This is a genomic window from Armatimonadia bacterium, assembly GCA_039679385.1.
GTDB lineage: Bacteria > Armatimonadota > Zipacnadia > Zipacnadales > JABUFB01 > JAJFTQ01.
The window spans coordinates 1-19,014 of sequence record JBDKVB010000159.1 but is presented as its reverse complement, the minus strand read 5'-3'; the positions used below and the strand labels follow the sequence as shown (position 1 = coordinate 19,014).

General features: G+C 62.4%; 9 protein-coding genes, 3 tRNA genes and 3 rRNA genes. 9 read left to right on the top strand and 6 right to left on the bottom strand.

The window, feature by feature from the left end; all coding sequences use genetic code 11:
• The first annotated feature begins 323 nt into the window (after positions 1 to 323).
• On the top strand, positions 324 to 1,517 hold the full coding sequence (locus tag ABFE16_18795; protein ID MEN6347346.1) for a FecR family protein: 1,194 nt from the start codon (positions 324 to 326) through the stop codon (positions 1,515 to 1,517).
• Between the two features lie 149 nt (positions 1,518 to 1,666).
• On the opposite strand, the gene ABFE16_18790 is transcribed toward ABFE16_18795, so the two are convergent.
• Positions 1,667 to 3,505, bottom strand: coding sequence for a hypothetical protein (locus ABFE16_18790; protein MEN6347345.1), 1,839 nt, complete (start codon positions 3,503 to 3,505; stop codon positions 1,667 to 1,669).
• Between the two features lie 602 nt (positions 3,506 to 4,107).
• On the opposite strand from ABFE16_18790, the gene ABFE16_18785 reads away from it, so the two are divergent.
• Positions 4,108 to 5,565 carry a hypothetical protein gene (locus ABFE16_18785; protein MEN6347344.1) on the top strand — a complete coding sequence of 486 codons (1,458 nt, stop codon included), beginning with the start codon at positions 4,108 to 4,110 and terminating at the stop codon, positions 5,563 to 5,565.
• Between the two features lie 77 nt (positions 5,566 to 5,642).
• Here the strand turns inward: ABFE16_18785 and ABFE16_18780 are convergent, their stop codons facing one another.
• The gene (locus ABFE16_18780) at positions 5,643 to 6,638 is read right to left on the bottom strand and encodes a hypothetical protein (protein MEN6347343.1); all 996 of its coding nucleotides are present in this window, start codon (positions 6,636 to 6,638) and stop codon (positions 5,643 to 5,645) included.
• A gap of 363 nt (positions 6,639 to 7,001) precedes the next feature.
• Between ABFE16_18780 and ABFE16_18775 the strand changes: the two genes are divergently transcribed.
• The 7 genes from ABFE16_18775 (at position 7,002) to ABFE16_18745 (ending at position 13,578) form a co-directional block, all read left to right on the top strand.
• Positions 7,002 to 8,522: ribosomal RNA gene (locus ABFE16_18775) — 16S ribosomal RNA — on the top strand.
• A gap of 288 nt (positions 8,523 to 8,810) precedes the next feature.
• Positions 8,811 to 8,887: transfer RNA gene (locus ABFE16_18770), tRNA-Ile, on the top strand.
• A gap of 5 nt (positions 8,888 to 8,892) precedes the next feature.
• A tRNA-Ala gene (locus ABFE16_18765) sits at positions 8,893 to 8,968 on the top strand.
• Between the two features lie 186 nt (positions 8,969 to 9,154).
• Positions 9,155 to 12,261 (top strand): 23S ribosomal RNA (locus ABFE16_18760).
• Positions 12,262 to 12,347: 86 nt separating this feature from the next.
• A 5S ribosomal RNA gene (rrf, locus tag ABFE16_18755) occupies positions 12,348 to 12,464 on the top strand.
• Together the 16S, 23S and 5S rRNA genes with 3 tRNA genes alongside form the textbook arrangement of a ribosomal RNA operon.
• A gap of 53 nt (positions 12,465 to 12,517) precedes the next feature.
• Positions 12,518 to 12,592: transfer RNA gene (locus tag ABFE16_18750), tRNA-Asn, on the top strand.
• Between the two features lie 302 nt (positions 12,593 to 12,894).
• Positions 12,895 to 13,578, top strand: coding sequence for a methyltransferase domain-containing protein (locus ABFE16_18745; GenBank protein ID MEN6347342.1), 684 nt, complete (start codon positions 12,895 to 12,897; stop codon positions 13,576 to 13,578).
• Between the two features lie 240 nt (positions 13,579 to 13,818).
• Here the strand turns inward: ABFE16_18745 and ABFE16_18740 are convergent, their stop codons facing one another.
• The 4 genes from ABFE16_18740 to ABFE16_18725 form a co-directional block, all read right to left on the bottom strand.
• Positions 13,819 to 14,001 (bottom strand): hypothetical protein, encoded by a 183-nt coding sequence (locus ABFE16_18740; protein ID MEN6347341.1) that lies wholly within the window; start codon positions 13,999 to 14,001, stop codon positions 13,819 to 13,821.
• A 50-nt stretch (positions 14,002 to 14,051) separates the two neighbouring features.
• Positions 14,052 to 14,855, bottom strand: coding sequence for a hypothetical protein (locus ABFE16_18735; protein MEN6347340.1), 804 nt, complete (start codon positions 14,853 to 14,855; stop codon positions 14,052 to 14,054).
• A 511-nt stretch (positions 14,856 to 15,366) separates the two neighbouring features.
• Positions 15,367 to 15,651, bottom strand: a complete 285-nt coding sequence (locus ABFE16_18730; protein ID MEN6347339.1) for a hypothetical protein — start codon at positions 15,649 to 15,651, stop codon at positions 15,367 to 15,369.
• 229 nt (positions 15,652 to 15,880) lie between these two features.
• Positions 15,881 to 19,014, bottom strand: a 3,134-nt coding sequence (locus ABFE16_18725) for a hypothetical protein (GenBank protein MEN6347338.1), incomplete at its 5' end; no start/stop codon positions are given.

Sequence of the window (19,014 nt, the reverse complement as noted above, 5' to 3'; positions counted from 1 at the left end):
GTGGACGTCGAAGGCGATCCGGGTCATGATTTTTGGCCTGCCTTTCGTGGTGAAATGGGCGCGACACCCTATCCTTCGCCACCAGGCAGGCCATTTCATGTTAGCCTCTCCACGCAGTGGCGAGGGGGAAAGGCAACGGCGACGGCAGCTCACTTTCGACGCGCCGAGGGATATGGGCTGGGTGCAGGCTGACGACCGCGTTCTTGGCCCCTTCGCCCAAAGTAGGGAGGAGCCGAGGGTGTCAACGAGGGTGGCTGGAGAAGGAAGCGGGACTTGAAGTGACAGGTAGGTGGCTTGGCGGGCAATGAGGAGGCCGGCACGGGATGTTCGGGTCACGGAGGAAGCCGAAGAAGCCGCTGAGCGATGACGAGTACCTGGCTCAGGCGATCGCTGAGGCGGAGGCTGAGCTGGATCTCAAGGAACGCAAGCGGAGGAGGCGCTACCACCGGCTTCTTCCGGCATGGCTCGACCGGCGTCTCCTGTGGGTGGTGGCGGCGATCCTGTGCGTGCTCCTCGCCGACGGGGTGCGTCGCGAGAACCAGGAGTTCACGGCGAGGCTGACGACCATCGAGGGGCAAGTCGGCGTCATGGCGGGTGGAGGCGGCCGAAGCATCGCCGCTGTCACGGGTCAGATGCTTGAGGACGGCTCGGTGGTGACGACCGGCCCATCCTCCTGGGCGGCGATTGAGTTCCCGGACGGGAGTGCGGTGACACTCGACTACAACTCCGTTTTCGTGGTGCGTCTTCTGGAGTACAGTCGGGGCGGTCGCTGGCGAAGCCGGTCGTTCCTGCTGACCGCCGGCCGGATGTGGGCGCGGGTGGGCGAGAGCTTTGGCGCCAACTCAGAGCAGCGGGTTCACACGCCAACGGCTGTGGCGGCTGTACGAGGGACTCAATACGCTGTGATCTACGACACCGGGCAGCGTCAGACGCGGATCCAGTGCAATGACGGGTATGTGACGGCAGAGGGGTTCACGGGGAAGGCTAGCTGGGTCGGCCAGGGCGGGGAGACGACGGTGACCTACGGGCGGCCGCCGAGCGCTGCCCGATGGATGAAGGTTGGGGACAAGGCGACCTTCGCGCAGGGCATCCTGAACCGGCCGATTCCGCCGGAGCTGTGGCTCAAGACGGCGGAGCTGACGATCACGCAGGCCCTGGACGCGCCGCTGTCGATTCTGGGTATTGGGAGGGCCTCCTGGGCACGAGGTGCAGCGGATATCGCTCGGCGTACGGCGGCGATGGAGCAACTCAGGCGTATCCAGCAGTTGCTTGAGGGCAGTGAGGCCTACCCGATGATCGTGAATCCGGCGACGCTGGAGGAGCTGCGAATGATCTCGCGGGACGAGGCCGAGCGACTGCTGAAGGCTTTCGACGGGGACGCACTGGTTCGCTACGAGGCGCTTCAAGGCGGCCGGAACTACCGGATCACAGTCCGGGCACGCGACAAGAAGCGGACTGTGTATGCGCTGACGCAGGCGGGTGTGGCGACTGTGAGCGCAGCGACGCAGAGCAGGTAGGAAGAGGCTGCAGGCGGCGGGAAGGCGGATCTGGGCAGGTGTAGTGAGGGTGTCGAAGGGGAGCCCTGAGGGGCTCCCCTTCGCGGTGACTCGGGTATGCGGTGAAGGCAGGTCAGGAGGAAGCGGTGGTGTCGCCCTGCGAGGCGCTGTTAGTGGACCTTGACGGCGGCGACGCCCTCGACGGGTGCCTCGAAGACGGCATGGGTGGAAGCAGCGGCTCCTGCGGGCTCGAGGGTGAAGGCCACCGGATTCCCGTTGACAGTGACCGTCTGGGGACGCCATCCCTCCGGCAGCAGGAGGCGGAAATGGGCAGAAGTGGCCGATCCGGCGCAGGTGAGGGTAAGGGTCTGCGAGGCTCGGTCAAGAGTCATGCGATAGGCGAAGTAGGCCTTGGAGTAGGCGTAGGCGGCACAGCAGCGAACGTCGTCGCGGTCCGCTGCGACCCAGTTCGGGCTAAGGGCAACCTCCTGGAGGAGGCAGGTGCGGTCGCGGATCCCGGCGAGCCCCTCGACAAGCGCGCTGATCCACTGGGCCATTCCCCATCCGGCGTAGGGGACTTCATTGGTGGTGCGGAAGCCTGGTTCACCGTTAGGCCAGTACCAGACCTGGGCGCCGCCGGTGCGGCTCAGATGGTCAGCCCACTGGTGAAGGAGTTCGACGCCGTAGCGCTCGCGTCCGGACATGAAGGCTCCAAGACAGAGCTCTCCGCCGACCCAGGGCATGAGGCCACCGTTTGCATAGCCGCCCTGCCTGCGGTAGGCGTCTTTGAAGTAGCCCAGGTGGTCAGGATAGCCGGGCTGGAGGCTCCACCAGGGGTACGCGTCACCGGTGAGAGTCTGGCGACGGTGGTACTCGTCGACGATGGAAGCAGCCTGCTGGGGAGAGGCAAGGCCGCGGGTGATGGCCCAGGTGTTGCCCATCGCAAGCTGCTGGGTCTCGTCGAAGTCGCCATGGTCGATCTGGTCGAGATGGGCGTGATGGAGGAACTTGGTGCCGTCCCAGAGGAGGCTGACGGCACGCCTGCGGTAGTCCTCGGCCTGATCGGCCCAGCGACGCGCGTCCTCGGTCTTGCCCAGGTGAGCGTACATGTCGCTCATCGCGCGGAAGGCGAGATAGTAGCCGCTCTGATCGCAGGTGGCGATGACGTGGCGACCCGTGCCGGCATCTGTGGCGCCGTCGATGTCGTAGTCCCAGGTGTCGCAGCTATGCTGGCGCTTGATGAGCTGGTGCTCGGGGTCCCAGTGCTTGGGGTCGGAGCGGATGTACTGCAGAGCGCGCTCGAGCCTGGGGAGTGCCGCCTGGAGCCAGGCATCGTCGCCGGTGGCCTGCCAGGTCTGCCAGAGGGCGAGAGTGGCGATGTACTCGACGTCGGACTCGAGGCCGACGCGCCAGGTGCGGCCATCCCGTTCGATGCCGTCGGGGATCATGCCATTGTCGGACTGGACTTCGAGGAAACGGTCAAGGCCGCAGACCATGTCGGGCTCCCAGTAGCGATAGGCGGGGAGCTGGTAGACCCAGTCACGGAGCCAGATTCCGTCGAAATGCCAGGTGTCGGCGGAGATGTAGCCGACGAACTTGCCGCGCGGCGTGCTATACTCGCGCCGACCGAGGTTCATGCGGTCCCGGGTGAAGGGGAAGAGGCCGTCGAGTTGCGGGTCTCCGGACTGGATGCGGGTCTCGGGGCGAAGGGTGAAGTTGGTGTAGCGGCTATAGCGCTTCTCGCCCGGCCAGGAGAGGTAGATATACTGCGCCCCGGCCTTGCCGCCGGCGATGAAGGTGGTCTGAGCGCGGTTGTCAACGAGGGGGACATCGACCTCGCAGTAAGGGCGCTGGTCGGGGTCGCAGACGCGAAGGTGGGCCAGAGTGTCGCCGCTTCGGCGGCCCTGAAGGGTGACCGTGACGGTGTCGAGAGGGCTGTAGACGGGTGCGTCGGTGGACAGGTTGCCATAGGCGGCCATGGTCGCCTCAGGTGGGATGGTGTAGGGCATGGGACGCGTCTCCTTGTCGGTGGAGGTGGTTGGCGGAGTGGAGCCGGCCGCAGGGGAGCCAGCCGTCTGTGCACTCACAGGGACCAGGCAGAACAGGACGAGAAGGCAGGGAAGGCCTCTCAGGCGAGCGAGCGAAGACCGGGCATCAGGGAACCGCCGCCGGGCACTGTGGAGGGTGGTGGCATGTGGATGTGGAAGAGAAGAACCGGACACGGTGTGCACCTTCTTGGAAACCAAACGGGGTCGAAGTTGTTTGTAGGCGTGTTGTCGGCACCCCGCGTGCCCGGAACCTGCGATGAGGGGTGGGACAGGATTCGGGATCATTCCTGGAGGCACGTGTTCGCCGGTGGCTGATGAAAGGCCTTCCGGAGGGCAGGAACGCAGGTGGGGCGGGTCGCTGACAGAGGTGGTGTGTGTGAGGGCGGGAGACAAGGGCGGAGAGACGGTCACCCATCGTAGCACGGGTATGAGAAGCTAACAGGTTGCGGGATTGCGATATGTTGAAGGCGACTGGACTGGTTGGTGTCTGCCTGGTCTTATGCTGCGTTGCAGAAGCTCAGTTCGTGACTTCACAGGGCGCGCGATCGACTCCGGTGACAGTGGTGCAAGCCAGTGCCGCTGCTCCGAAGCTGATTCCGGTGCCGGCGCAGAAGGCACAGGAGGCGGCGGTTGCGGCCAAGAGCGTCCAGGTCACGAATGCGAAGACCGAACTGGCGCTGGCCAGCGGCCTCATCCAGAGGCGGCAGTATGAGGTCGTTCGGGACATCCTCACACCGCTGATGGACAGCGAGGACCCTGACGTGAAGTGGCCTGCGACGCTATGGGTGGCGAAGGCGTACCAGGGCGAGAAACAGATGGCGAAGGCGCTGCCGATCTACCGGCAGATCATGAAGGGGAACAAAGTCCTGGAGGCGCAGTGCCGCTACCAGCTCGGCCTGGCGGAAGCGGCGGACAGGCACTACAAGTCAGCGCATGAGCAGTATGAGCAAGCCTACCGGGCGGCGAGCGAGGACTTCAAGCCGACGTGCCTGTACCAGGCGGCCTACACTCACTACATGGAGACGCACTACGGAAGAGCTACAGAGCTTCTGGAGCGGCTGCTGCAGGACTACCCAAAGAGCAGTATGGCACGCACGGCAGAGGGTCTGCTGAAGCAGTCGCAGGACCGCTTGAAGACGGCACGACAGGTCGATGTGGGCTGGGTGGCCAACGTGGGGATGACCCCGACCAGCCAGCTGGTTCAGACGATCAACGACTACACCCTGACGGCGGATGCACAAGCAGGTGTGCGACTGCGATGGTCGCCGCGAGATGGGACACAGGCCCTGGCGACGGTGTACGTGACGCGGACGAACTACCTGAGCGGCAACACGGATAACCGGCAGGGGCTGACCTCGGGGCTGACGCTGACCCACGATCTGGGCGATCAGCGTGCCTGGCAGTATGGGTTGAGCTATACCGACCGGGAGCGGGTGACGGTTGCGAACGGGGACCAGACGACGCTTGGCGTTTGGAGCAGCTACTCAACGCCTGTCGGCTCAGACGGGAGACTGGGACTGTCGCTTAACGTCAGCGACCTGCGGTATCCCTCTAAGTCGACCAGCGGCACGCAGACGACCGTGGCGGGTTCCTACTCGGAGCCTCTGTCGCCAACAATGTCCTTCTCAGTGAGCGCAAGTGGGACGAACAGCGTTGCGGGAGCGCGGTACTTGTCGTACAGCGGTCCGTCGGTCTCGGGAACGCTGTCGAGCCGGCTGAACACGCTCGACAGAGTGGTTGCCGGAGCGTCCTACACGGGTCACGACTATGATGCGCCGCGTCCAAGGCAGAAGGTGGCCAGGGAGGAAATCGTGCGGCGGTACTTCGGGGAGATCACCCATCGGGTTACGAGCCGGGTGAGCATTACGCTGGGCTGGCAGGAGAACAAGACGACGTCGAACTTCCCGAAGACGGACCACACGGAATCTTCAGTATACGTACGTTTCAGCAATCTGTTTGAGCTGAAGGTCTGGGGTCTCGACCTATCGGCACGTCCGTTTACGCTGAACGTGGGGCAGTAGAGGCTGGGGATGCGTTCAGGAGTTGCGAAGGGCACCGGGCCGGTAGGAGCATGGCCGGCCCGGTGCGGGACGAGAGGCTACCAGGGGACACGGTTGGCGCGTAGCTCATGGGAGCCGTCGGGCCGGGTGTACTCGTAGTAGTAGAAGAGGGCATCGTCGCGAGGGACGACCTCGATGTACCGGATGGTCTTCTGAGCATGCGGTGACAGGACAAAGGGTCCGGAGGTGGTAGTGCGGACCCAGTTTCGCAGGTCGAAGCTGTAGCACAGTCCGGCCTTCTCCTCGTAGTTCTCCTCAACGCCGGCACTGCCATCGTAGAAGCCAAGGAAGAGCGGCGGCATCGGCAGGATAGCGCCGATGCGGGTGCAGTACTGGTCCCAGCCACTGTCGGGTGGCTCGAGGACGGTACCGTGCCAGGTCCAGGAGAGGCCGTCGGGGCTGGTAGCGAGGCCGGTAAGGGACTTGGTGGTTCCAGTGTTGTAGACGTCACCGGTGGCATGCATGGTCCTGCGCAGGTCGTCGGTCACTGCCTGAGGGGACGGTGCGTAGCTGGCGAACATGAACCAGAGGCCTGCGAGGTTGTAGACGGCGGGGTCCTTGACGCCCTCGGCCTGACAGGCGTCAGCGTCGAGAATCCGAAGGCGGCGAGTTACGTCGAGTTGCTGAAGGGAGGGCGCCTCGCACATCTCGATGCACCAGCGCCCCTCGGTGTCGACGAAGCTGAGGTACAGGCGCCATGGACCAGCGGGGCCACGGACGAGAGAAGCCTTCTCCATCGACTGTGTACTGAGCTGCTCCTTGGAGGCGCACCAGAGGTCATCGAAGCGAAGGCCGTCTGCACTGGCGGCGATCCTGCAGTCGACGCCGCGTCCGAGTTCGCGGGGCTTGCGGTAGCGGTAGTAGAGGTAGAAGCGGTCGTCTGTCGGGTCATAGACACAGCTCGGGGCGCCGGCCCACCAGCCGGGACCGGTGCCCAGAGGGGCGCGGACGGAGACGCCCGCCTGGGGGTCGAAAAGGGGCGGGAGGAAAAAGTGTCGAGAACCACTGGACAAACGGGTAGGAGCGTGATACACTCTGACCCTCCTTCGGGGGAACGGGAGAATGCGGTGGCGGCGAGAGTTTCGCCCGAAGTGGTGAGCGTACCTGCACAACAGAGCGTGAGGATCGGTCGGGGACGCTGGGCTTGAAACAAAGTTCAGTTTGGGGGTTGACAGACCGATCGGGGTTCGGTATACTTACGTTCCGTTGCTGGTGAGGTGGCGGCGCGGCGGCGACGGGCCTGAAAAAAAAGTGGTTGACACGGGCGACGCGATGATGTAGACTGATCGCCCACAGAGAGTGCGATCCTTGAAAACTAAATAGCGTGATAAGTCAAGTGCCAGGTTTTTGGATTAACCCCCGTCCGGGGTCATTGGCCCCGGAGTTGGGTTCCATTTTCAATGGAGAGTTTGATCCTGGCTCAGGACGAACGCTGGCGGCGTGCTTAATGAATGCGAGTCGAACGAGAACCGAGGAGCGTCTTCGGACAATCTTCGGGGACAGTGGCAAACGGGTGAGTAACACGTGGGTAACCTGCCTCTAAGACGGGCATAACAGGGCGAAAGTCCTGCTAATTCCCGATGTTCTGTTACCACACAAGTGGTGATAGCAAAGCTTTAGCGCTTAGAGATGGGCCCGCGGCCGATTAGCTTGTTGGTGGGGTAACGGCCCACCAAGGCGACGATCGGTAGCCGACCTGAGAGGGTGACCGGCCACACTGGGACTGAGACATGGTCCAGACTCCTACGGGAGTTAGCATCAGGGAATCTTGCGCAATGGGCGAAAGCCTGACGCAGCGACGCCGCGTGGGTGATGAAGGTCTGCGGACCGTAAAGCCCTGTCAGGAGGGAAGAAGCACTGACAGTACCTCCAGAGGAAGCCCCGGCTAACTACGTGCCAGCAGCCGCGGTAACACGTAGGGGGCTAGCGTTGTCCGGAATTACTGGGCGTAAAGAGCGCGTAGGCGGTTAGGTAAGCAGTGGGTGAAATGCCGGGGCTCAACTCCGGCGCCGCTTGCTGAACTGTCTGACTAGGGTCCGGGAGAGGGCAGTGGAATTCCTGGTGTAGCGGTGGAATGCGTAAATATCAGGAAGAACACCCGTGGCGAAGGCTGCTGCCTGGAACGGTACCGACGCTGAGGCGCGAAAGCTAGGGGAGCGAACGGGATTAGATACCCCGGTAGTCCTAGCCGTAAACGATGGACACTAGGTGTTGGGAGCATCGACCCTCCCAGTGCTGTTCTGCTAACGCGTTAAGTGTCCCGCCTGGGGAGTACGGCCGCAAGGTTGAAACTCAAAGGAATTGACGGGGGCCCGCACAAGCGGTGGAGCATGCGGGTTAATAGGATGATACGCCAAGAACCTTACCAGGGCTTGACATGACGGGGACAGCCTGTGAAAGCAGGTCTCCTGGGAAACCAGGTCCCGCCACAGATGGTGCATGGTTGTCGTCAGCTCGTGCCGTGAGGTGTTGGGTTAAGTCCCGCAACGAGCGCAACCCTCGCCAGATGTTGCCATCGGGTCTTCGGATGCCGGGCACTCTTCTGGGACTGCCTGAGTAATCAGGAGGAAGGAGAGGACGACGTCAAATCTGCATGCCTCTTACGCCCTGGGCTGCACGCGTGCTACAATGGCGAGTACAAAGGGTAGCGAAGCCGCGAGGTGGAGCCAATCCCCCAAAACTCGTCTCAGTTCGGATCGGATGTCTGCAACTCGACTCCGTGAAGGCGGAATCGCTAGTAACCGTGGATCAGCAATGCCGCGGTGAATACGTTCCCGGGCCTTGTACACACCGCCCGTCAAGTCATGAAAGCAGGCAGCGCCCGAAGTCCACTGCGGTGGCCGAAGGTGAGGCCTGTAATTGGGACTAAGTCGTAACAAGGTAGCCGTACCGGAAGGTGCGGCTGGATCACCTCCTTTCTAAGGATAGAGCTATCTCGCTTTGCGAGGTAGACAGGTCGATCCTGGTCTTCTATCACGCTATTTAGTTTTGAGGGATCGCTGGCGCATTTCGGAGGCGTTGACCTATAGAGGTTGGAGCATCCGGGATCCGGTAGCTGAGATGCCTGATGGGGCACACCCGCGAGGGGGCCTGATCCCCTCGTGTTTTCGTCTCCAGTGAACCTTGATGAGCGTAGTTCCTCCGGTGCGTAGTGATGGCGAGTGACGGTGGATGCGTGCCGGGCCCGACCGAGAAGTGATGGGAACGGGCCGGTAGCTCAGATGGTGAGAGCGCGCCCCTGATAAGGGCGAGGTCGGTAGTTCGAATCTACCTCGGCCCACCACATGTGGGGACGTAGCTCAGCTGGGAGAGCGCCTCCCTTGCACGGAGGAGGTCACCGGTTCGATCCCGGTCGTCTCCACCACAGAAATCGTGGAATTGGTGGCTGTAAGCGACGTCAATTGGTAGTCGGTTACAGCCTCGAGTCTCACGAGTTTGGTGCACCTTGACAACTGCATAGCGATTGTGTAGTGAAAACTACAGACGCCGAGGACAGAGGAATCTGTCCAATAGGTGAGTGGCGACACTCACCGTATAGCTCACTTTGCGTGGTCAAGCTACAAAGGGCGCACGGTGGATGCCTTGGCACTGAGAGCCGATGAAGGGCGTAGCTAGCAACGAAACTGCCCCGGGGAGCTGCAAGCAAGCTTAGATCCGGGGATGCCCGAATGGGGAAACCCAGCGCTGGTAACGCGGCGTTGCCGGTATCTGAACACATAGGATACTGTGCGGTAAGCGAGCGAACTGAAACATCTTAGTAGCTCGAGGAAAGAAAAGCAAAAGCGACTCCCCTAGTAGTGGCGAGCGAACGGGGAAGAGCCCAAACCCTGCATGTGCAAGCCCGTAGGCGTTGCATGCAGGGGGTTGCGGGAAAGTCCGTGAGGTGCTACGGAGCCTCAAGGGAGTTACAAAGTATCGATCCAGTCGAAGATGTCTGGAAAGTCGGGCCATAGAGGGTAAGAGCCCCGTAGACAAACGATCGATACCTCCCTGGACTTCTCCCAAGTAGCACCGGGCACGTGATATCCGGTGTGAATCTGGGGGGACCACCCCCTAAGGCTAAGTACTCTCAGTGACCGATAGCGTACCAGTACCGTGAGGGAAAGGTGAAAAGCACCCCGGAAGGGGAGTGAAATAGTACCTGAAACCGTGTGCCTACAACCGGTCGGAGCCCAGTGGCCTTCGGGCCCGGGTGACGGCGTGCCTCTAGTATAATGAACCGGCGAGTTATGGCATGTAGCGAGGTTAAGCCGAGAACGGCGGAGCCGTAGGGAAACCGAGTCCGAATAGGGCGATTCAGTTGCATGCCATAGACCCGAAACCAGGCGATCCACCCATGGCCAGGGTGAAGCGTAGCTAATCCTACGTGGAGGCCCGAACCGGTCAGTGTTGAAAAACTGTCGGATGAGCTGTGGGTAGCGGTGAAAAGCCAAACGAGCCTGGAGATAGCTGGTTCTCCCCGAAATAGCTTTAGGGCTAGCCTCAGGTGTTCAGTTACGGAGGTAGAGCACTGAATCGGCTCGGGCCCTTGATAGGGTACCAACCCGAATCAAACTCCGAATGCCGTAACTTTAGAGCCTGGGAGTCAGACTGCGAGGGATAAGCTCCGTAGTCAAGAGGGAAACAGCCCAGACCACCAGCTAAGGTCCCTAAGCTAGGCTAAGTGGAAAAGGATGTCGAGTCGCTGAAACAGCCAGGAGGTTGGCTTAGAAGCAGCCATCCTTGAAAGAGTGCGTAATAGCTCACTGGTCGAGTGACTCTGCGCCGAAAATCCAACGGGGCTCAAGCCTAGCACCGAAGCTGTGGAAGTGTGGAGTGGGGCGAGATGCGTCCATGGGTATCGTAGTTGTCTGGGTGTACTTCGGTACATCCGGGGGACTGCGAGCCTCGGACTCTCCATCTCGTCCGTATAGGCTCCATGCTTGGTAGGGGAGCGTTCCGCTGTAGGTTGAAGGCAGACCGTAAGGACTGCTGGACGAAGCGGAAGTGAGGATGCCGGTACGAGTAGCGAAAAGTAAGGTGAGAATCCTTACCGCCGAAAGCCCAAGGTTTCTTAAGCAAGGTTCGTCCGCTTAAGTTTAGCCGGGCCTAAGCCGAGAGCGAAAGCTGTAGGCGATGGACAGCCGGTTCATATTCCGGCGCCACGATCTGGCGATACTACCGATGGGGGGACGCAGAAGGGTAAGCCAACCGCGTCACTGGTTGAACGCGGCCAAGCCTGTAGGAGGGCCGGGTAGGCAAATCCGCCTGGCCATTAACTCTGAGAGGTGACGGGGAGCCAACGTAATGGCGGCGAAGTGGCCAATCCCATACTGCCAAGAAAAGCCTCTAGGGAGTCAGATCGTGCCCGTACCGCAAACCGACACAGGTGGGCAGGGAGAATATCCCAAGGCGCGCGAGAGAACCCTCGTTAAGGAACTCGGCAAATCAGCCCTGTAACTTCGGAAGAAGGGGTGCCCCGGAGTGTGGCGCATCTTGCATGACGAGCACTTTGGGGCCGCAGTGAAAGGGCACGGGCGACTGTTTACCAAAAACACAGGTCTCTGCAAAGGCGCGAGCCAATGTATAGGGGCTGACGCCTGTCCGGTGCCATACGGTTAAGGGGATGGGTTCGGCCGCATTTATGTGGCCAAAGCCTTGAACCGAAGCCTTGGTGAACGACGGCTCTAACCATGAGAGTCCTATGGTAGCGAAATTCCTCGTCGGATAATACCCGACCCGCACGAAAGGCGTAACGATCCGTGCGCTGTCTCAACGAGGGACTCGGCGAAACTGTAGCACCAGCGAAGATGCTGGTTACCCGCAGCAAGACGGAAAGACCCCGTGGAGCTTTACTGCAGCCTGGTATTGAATTTGGTTGTGCGGTGTAGAGCATAGGTGGGAGGCTTTGAAGCGAGCTCGCTAGGGCTCGTGGAGCCACCATTGGAATACCACCCTCCGCATGGTTGGAATTCTAACTCGGCCCGTTATCCGGGTCGAAGACCGTATCAGGTGGGCAGTTTGACTGGGGCGGTCGCCTCCTAAAAGGTAACGGAGGCGTGCAAAGGTCCCCTCAGAGCGGTTGGAAATCGCTCGTAGAGCACAAGAGTACAAGGGGGCTTAACTGCGAGACAGACAAGTCGAGCAGATGCGAAAGCAGGCTCTAGTGACCCCGCGGTCCCGAGTGGAAGGGCCGCCGATCAACGGATAAAAGTTACCCCGGGGATAACAGGCTAATTTCACCCGCGCGTTCACAGCGACGGTGAAGCTTGGCACCTCGATGTCGGCTCGTCACATCCTGGGGCTGAATCTGGTCCCAAGGGTTGGGCTGCTCGCCCATTAAAGTGGTACGCGAGCTGGGTTCAGAACGTCGTGAGACAGTTCGGTCCCTATCTGCTGCGGGCGTTGGAGACTTGCGGGGAGCTGCTCCCAGTACGAGAGGACCGGAGTGGACGGACCTCTGGTGTACCTGTTGTCGCGCCAGCGGCACGTGCAGGGTAGCTACGTCCGGAAGGGATAAGCGCTGAAAGCATCTAAGCACGAAGCCCCCCCCAAGACTAGGTCTCCTCGAGGTTTGACCTGTAAGGGCCCTGGTAGACTACCAGGTTGATAGGCCGGGAGTGTAAGGGCAGCAATGTCTTGAGCTTACCGGTACTAATCGCCCGAGCGCTTGACCATGCTTGCAATCATACAGTGGCGTCAACAATCGCTGTGCAGTTGTGAAGGTAGCACTTATGAGCGGCAAGTGCTGCTTTACAAGGTTTCCCGGTGACTATGGCGGAGGGGCCACACCCGTTCCCATTCCGAACACGGTAGTAAAGCCCTCCAGCGCCGATGGTACTGCGACGGCGACGTCGTGGGAGAGTAGGTCGTCGCCGGGTCTAGACTTTGGGCCGGGGCATATGCCTCGGCCTGAAGCGTATGTAGTGAGGCTTCCCCGGTAGCTCAACGGTAGAGCGACTGGCTGTTAACCAGTGGGTTCCTGGTTCGAATCCGGGCCGGGGAGCCAAGGATCACCAATTGCGAGAACTGCCCCTTTGTGGTTAGCAGTTCTCGTTTTTGCGTTCTACGGGCCCTCTTCCAGCACCGCTGCGATGTTCGTCTCGATCCTCACGTCGTCCTTCCCTCCGCTAAGTTCCCTGCGCCAAATCTCCTCCGTGCATTCGGGGCCGCTGTTGTGGGCCCCTCCTCCGAAGACGCAAGGACGTGTCGGCAGGAGGAACGCCCCTTGGCGGCGAATCCGCTGCTCGAGGCAGCGGGCCTGAGGGCCCAGCTCGCGATGGCCGTGTGCCGGTCGAAGGGGATATAGTCATGAGCACCCAGGCAGGCAAAGAGTCAGCAGTGGCCCGTGCCAGGGCGGTTGGCTACTCGGACGCGGACATCGCCAGCGTGCCGCCCGAGGTGGTCATGGGGATGGGCTGCGGCAACCCCGTCGGGGTCGCCGGCCTGCGTCCCGGCCAGACGGTGCTCGACCTGGGGTGCGGCGGTGGGTTCGACTGCCTGCTCGCGGCCGAGCGGGTGGGACCGAGTGGTCGGGTCATCGGCGTGGACGTGTTCGAGGAGGTCCTTGAGGTCGCCCGGGCGGCCGCCGCGAAGCAGGGCCGTACCAACGTCGAGTTCCACCTTGGGACGCTCGAGGCTTTGCCCCTGCCGGACGTGTCGGTGGATGTCATCATCAGCAACTGCGTGATCAGCGACGTGAGGGACAGGGCTCGGGCGTTCCGCGAGGCGGTCAGGGTCCTGCGTACAGGTGGCTGGGTGATGATCTCTGACCTGGTGGTGACCGCCCTCCTGCCCGAAGGCCCATCGGACGTCCCCGCGATCTGGGCGGACTGGCTCGCCCACGCCCCAGGCCTGGACGGGTACCTGTCGGTGATGCGGCAGAGCGGGCTCCGCGACGTGAGCATCGTCGAGGAGCGGCCCTACGCCTCGCCCGGCACGCCGCCGGACCTCGTCGGCAGGATCACCAGCATCCTGGTGAGTGCGTCGAAGTGACCTCGGAGTCCGCGGTCGGTCAGTGCACCTCGTCCATCTTGATGCGCTTCCCACCCGTCATCCCCCATAGCACGGGAACCCGCTGCGATAGCCCGCGTCCATGGCGAGGACGGGATGCTGGGGTCACGGAGGGTAGATCGAGGACCCGGAACCCCCAAACAACCTACCCGTGAAAGCAAAGACCGCCGGGCATCTGCCGGGCGGTCTTTGTGAATCATGGCTGAGATTCAGGAGGGGGCACTACGGGAGGTCGGAGGCCTTAAGGTCACGGACAAAGTCATGTTCGGGCCCTGACTCACAGACGCCCCGATCATAGTAGGACTTGGTCGCTGGCTCCATATAGTCCCGCCACGCCTCAAAGGGCTGGTCGAGCTTGTCCATCTGATACCAGTCATCGATCTGCTCATACTCGATTCCCCACACGAGCTGGTCAGCCAGGTGCCGACGCGGCTGGGTTGCAGGGCTTCGCGCCGTTACTCGGGGAGCGCCGCGACAGCGGCAGGCCACTTGAGACCGGCCAGGTAGATGCTGCCGCTGCGCGCAAACGCCACGTGGCCTTCGTCCGGTGATATCGCCCAGTGGTCGGTGATGCCGGTGGCGTCGGTCAAGCGTAGAGGAAGCGCACCCGACATAGGAGCGGCATAGATTGCTCCGTCACAGGCGAACATGACATACTTGCCGTCTGCTGACCAGGTCAGCCTTGTCCTGCGGAGGTCGGGATAGAGGGCTCCGCTTGTCAGCCGGGTCGCTCGATCCTGTACGAGATCATACAGCCAAAGGGATGCGTAACTAGGCTCCATCCGGACGAAGGCGACGTGCCGTCCGTCCGGCGAGAAGGAGGGCGTGAAGTCCAGTTGGCCTGAAGTGAGGTCGGTGATCCGCTTCGTCTCGATGTCGATGGAAGCCAGACCACAGGCGGGGAGCGGCTCCTCGGAGAGTGCCCGCCAATCGGCGACGATCCTGTCTGGGAAGGCTCTGCAGAACACGATCTGCTTCCCATCGGGGGAGAACGTCGGCGAGGAATCGTCGCACCCCGGGGTGCAGGTGAGCTGTTGTTCAGTCCCCGTTTCGACATCGAAGGTCCACACGGCGGTCCAAGCCGGCTGTCGTGACGCGACGTCGGAGGCGAGGCTTCCTGCATGGGCGTCGGACTCCGGCTCGTGGGTACCGTCTTGCGGAGATAGGCCAACACGCGGGCCGGGACCTGCTTGCTCTGCGACATAGGCAATCTGTCGGCCGTCCGCTGACCAGGAGGCCCAGGCTAGAGGGTCGCTCACGACGATCCTGCTGCGAGAAAGAAGGGTCCTCGCGCTCTGCTTCGGGCCCGCAGTCACAAGAGCAAGGTTGGCGAGCGGACTGGTGGGGCTAGCCGTTTGGATGACCGCTGCGATGACCTCCGTGGGACGGGTTGGACTGACCAGAGGGTAGCGCTCGCCAGCAAGTCTGTAAGGCGGGGGGAGCGGCAGGTCGCCGGGCTCGGCGCCTACCACGCACCGTTGCAGTCGGCCTCCGTTTACGATGACGAGGGTGTCGGGCGCACACCACGCCACCGAAGTTCCCTCTGCAACGGGCGTTCCGACGAGCGATGGCTGGTACTCAATCGGGGGCGGGCTAGCCTGCGCCACAAGGCTCGATACCAGCACGATGGTGATCGCTGCCATCATTGCCGCTCAACTCCAGGAGGTTGTAGAGAACGCGGTGTGCCGCTCTGGAGCGGTATGGCTTGCGCAAGGCCGGGACAAAGGCGTGCGCCGTCCGCATGCGCACGCCCTGGAGGCCACAGGTGTTCTACCCGTCACCACAGTCCCACGGTGGGTTGTTGACGGCATTGCAGAAGTGACAGGTGAAGCTGTGCTGACAACGGCCTTGGCCGGTCTCCTTCGGGGTCGAGTCGTTGCAGTACATGTGGTCAACCCAGTCTATCCTTGTGTTCCAGTGCTGGCAGTAGCCCTGGGGAGCCCCGCGGGTGTGCGTCGATCGATCGCAGTAGCGACACACCCCGTATTCGTAGCAGCCAGCCATGTAGGATGGGGTCTTCTCGCACTTCGTGGCTGTCTGCCATTTGTCCATCATGAAACACCCCATGACCTCCCCCCCCCCAGGAAATGAGTGGCAGGATCGTGGGGGTGTTGACTCACTGCGCCCTTCTCGATGGTATAGCAACAGTTGCCGTGCAGAGTTTGGCCCCATGTGGGGCTGAAAGTGCACAACGCGAGGCAGATCCCGGCGATCCACCTTGCCATTGGTCTGCCTCTCCTTGCGGGAAGACCGTCGTGGTCCAGTTTGTGAGCAATACCCGTAGTCACCGCTGCTCGAGCCGGTCCGCCTGGGCTGTTGTCACGGCCTGCTCCCGCGCCCAGAGGTCCCGAGCCGTCGCCGGCGCATCCATCATCACCTCCTCTATCTCTTTTGAGAGGGCGGGGAGATCACGTTGACGCCCGGAGTAGACGTAGACCTGACCAAGTATCTCGTACGCCGAGAGGGCTGCGCTGGCTCGCAGTATGGGGGACCATGTCTCGCTCGCGACAAGCAGTTCCCGCATCGCGCGCTCAGAGCCGGCCAGATCGCCAACGTGAAGCAGGCCCACCCCAAGCTGCTTGTAGGCCTCGATACGCTGTGCTGGAGGCAGAGCCCCCGAACCGGCAGCGACCTCACGGAGCTCAGTTACGCTCTGCGTGAGTAGACCGACCTGGGCGAGGAGCCTTCCTCTGAGCAGATTCTCACTCACTTGAACAGCAGTGTCTGTGCGGGTGGCTGTCAGCACGTCGACGATTGTCTGGGGCTGGCTAGACCATCGCGCGCTGCGCAGGAGGAGAAGGCGAGTTGGTGCAACGTCCAATGCGTCGGGCAGGAGTCTGCCCAGTTGGACCGCCTTCAGGCCTTCACGCAGGGCCAGTTGCCAGTCGCCACGCTCGTAAGCTGCGCGCGTGCCGCTGATCGCTGACCTACCGCGAAGCTCAAGGAAGGAGGGTGCTGTGAGCTGGGCCAGTGTGGGGTCGTGAGCGAGGTACCAGGCGACGATCCTGCCTGCTGGGGTCGGAATCGGTCTGGGGGCGAGGGGATACGTTGGGGCTTGCGGGAGCTCCCCTCCTGTGTCGGTAGCGGGAGCGCACTCCTCTGGCTGGTCCATGACCTGCGCACTCGCTGCCCCGATCAGAACGGCGGCCGAACCGGGGGGAAGTCCGTCCATGTGTTTCAGGAAGCGGTCGAAGCGCGAAAGGGCGTACTCGTCGGCAACTGGCCACCACTTGACGACATCAGCAGTGAACGCTTGAGCGTCCGCAGGGCTCAAAGGGCGGGCCAGTTGGAGGGCATCCCCTTCGTCCATCGCCAGGTGGGAGAGGTGGTACTGCTGGGTCTGAAAGAGGGTATTGCCGACGCCCCGTAGCGTCGACAGGGCGGCGCCCTCCCCCGTGCCTTTCACAGCACTCACCCACGCCCGAAACCCACGGACCGCCGACGGGGAGAAGGGGCTCTCTTGGGCCGCGGTCTGCCACAGTGCCCAAGCTTCCGTCGTGTCGAGTTCGACACCCTTTCGAGCCCGAGCGTCGAGGGCCGCCGCAAGAGCGCGCCTGTCAGCAATAGTCTCGGGCGTTGGGACCTCGGCGGTCGAAAGACGAGCGTACTGGTCGTCGCCGGCGTTCGGAGCTGAGGATCCTGCAGAAGGGTCGCCGACCCGGGCAGGGGCGGGAGGCAGCCACCTATCAATGAACAGCCCTGAGACACTCGCGCACGGGCTCCGGTTCTTGCATACCCGCCAGGTGATCTTCCGTGGCCCCTTCACGGCAAACCTGACCCACACCCCTTGACCGTGCTTGGCTGTGTCGGCAACGGCAAGCACTTGGCCGTCTTCACCCATCAGCACCACGCCGTGCTGGCGCGGATGCCAAGTGTTCCACCAGTCCCAGTCCAGGAAGTAGGCTGAACAGCGCCACCAGCCCTCCCGGAGGTTGATCTCGGCCCCCACATCAGGGCCGCCATTGTCGAACGGATGGGTCTCCCCTACGTCATCCCAGACGGCCCACGTGCGGGCCCGGAGTATCGGGTCGGTCAGGACCCTGGGGTCAGTGGAGCCTCGTGTGCCAACCCAGATGGCTGGTCGCTCGTGTTGTGGGGAGAACAGGAATGCCCTGTATTGGACGGCGGGCTCGGGCCTTGCCTCTGACCCATGGGCACCGCTACTTGGGCCGGAGAAACCGAGGCGTCCCGGAAGGCCGATCACATCCAGGTCCGAGGTCATGCCGCACAGAACAAAGCCGGCGTTTCCGTAGACGCCCTGCCACCGTCCTTGGGTGTAGCGGTCCTCGTCCAGCCGGACAACCTCCGGAGTGAGTGCGCCTCGCTTGGACTGGATCCTGCAGATGGCATGAACCGCGTCCCGTGAACAGCTCTCATAGGGGTACTCCCTCATGAGCCGCTGGAACGTCGCCAGGGCATCATCATCGCGGCCCAGGGCTGCGTCAACGACGGTGAGCTCATCGAGAAGGTCAGCCCTGTCAGCATCTGTCCTTGCCTGGGGGAACAGAGCCGTCAGTGTCCTCTCCGCGTCGTCGTAGTACATGGCGTGTCTGAGGCGGATAGCATGGTCGAGAGTACCCTCGGCGGCGAGACCGGCCGCCAAGTCCATAAAGGCAGGCCGCCCCCATATCCCGCCTCGGGCACAGTCGTTGAAGACCTTGATCGCCAGGACATTCTCGCGACCGTACCTGATGCAGTCAGGCGGGAGCTGGTATAGACGCGGCTCGCCGGCGACAGAGAAGGGCTCTGGCGGGAAGGTCCCGGTGCGCGCGATCCACTCGCCGTTGAAGTAAGTCTCGTCTGCGTCGAGGATCAGACCGAGGTCAAGGACCAGGGTCTTGCCACGCCACTCGTTAGGGACGACGAAGTGCAGCCGGTACCAGCCGATCTGCTTGCCCCCAGGCTGGCGCTTGCTCCAGGTGTCGTCCGGCATTGGCACCCTGTCCCACGACGTATCATCCAAGTGCCGTTGGGAGTAGTCGGTCGTCTGGTCGCGACCGGTGGGCTTGAACAACCATTCGTCAGTGGGCACGACCCGGTACCCGAGGCGCGGCGCACCCAGCAGCCCGCCCGTGCCTGTGATATTGTACGCCTTCACCGCGATCACGTTGTCCTGGCCGTAGCGAAGAAGTCTGGCCGGGATGACATACTCGCGGTCCACGTTGTACGCCGTGGCGGACTTCGGAGGAAGCGAACCGGTGGCCCCCACCTTCTCGCCGTTGCAGTAGGTCTCGTCCACATCGTCAACGATGCCGAGCTTGAGGATCATATCGCGTCCCTCGAAGCCCTGGGCCGGTGTGAAATGCTGACGGTACCACCCGTAGGCCCGCATCTTGTCTTGCTCATAGCCCCAGGTGCGATGGGGCAGTTGCACTGGTGTCCACTGCGAATCGTCCAGGGCGACGCGGGAGTAATCGG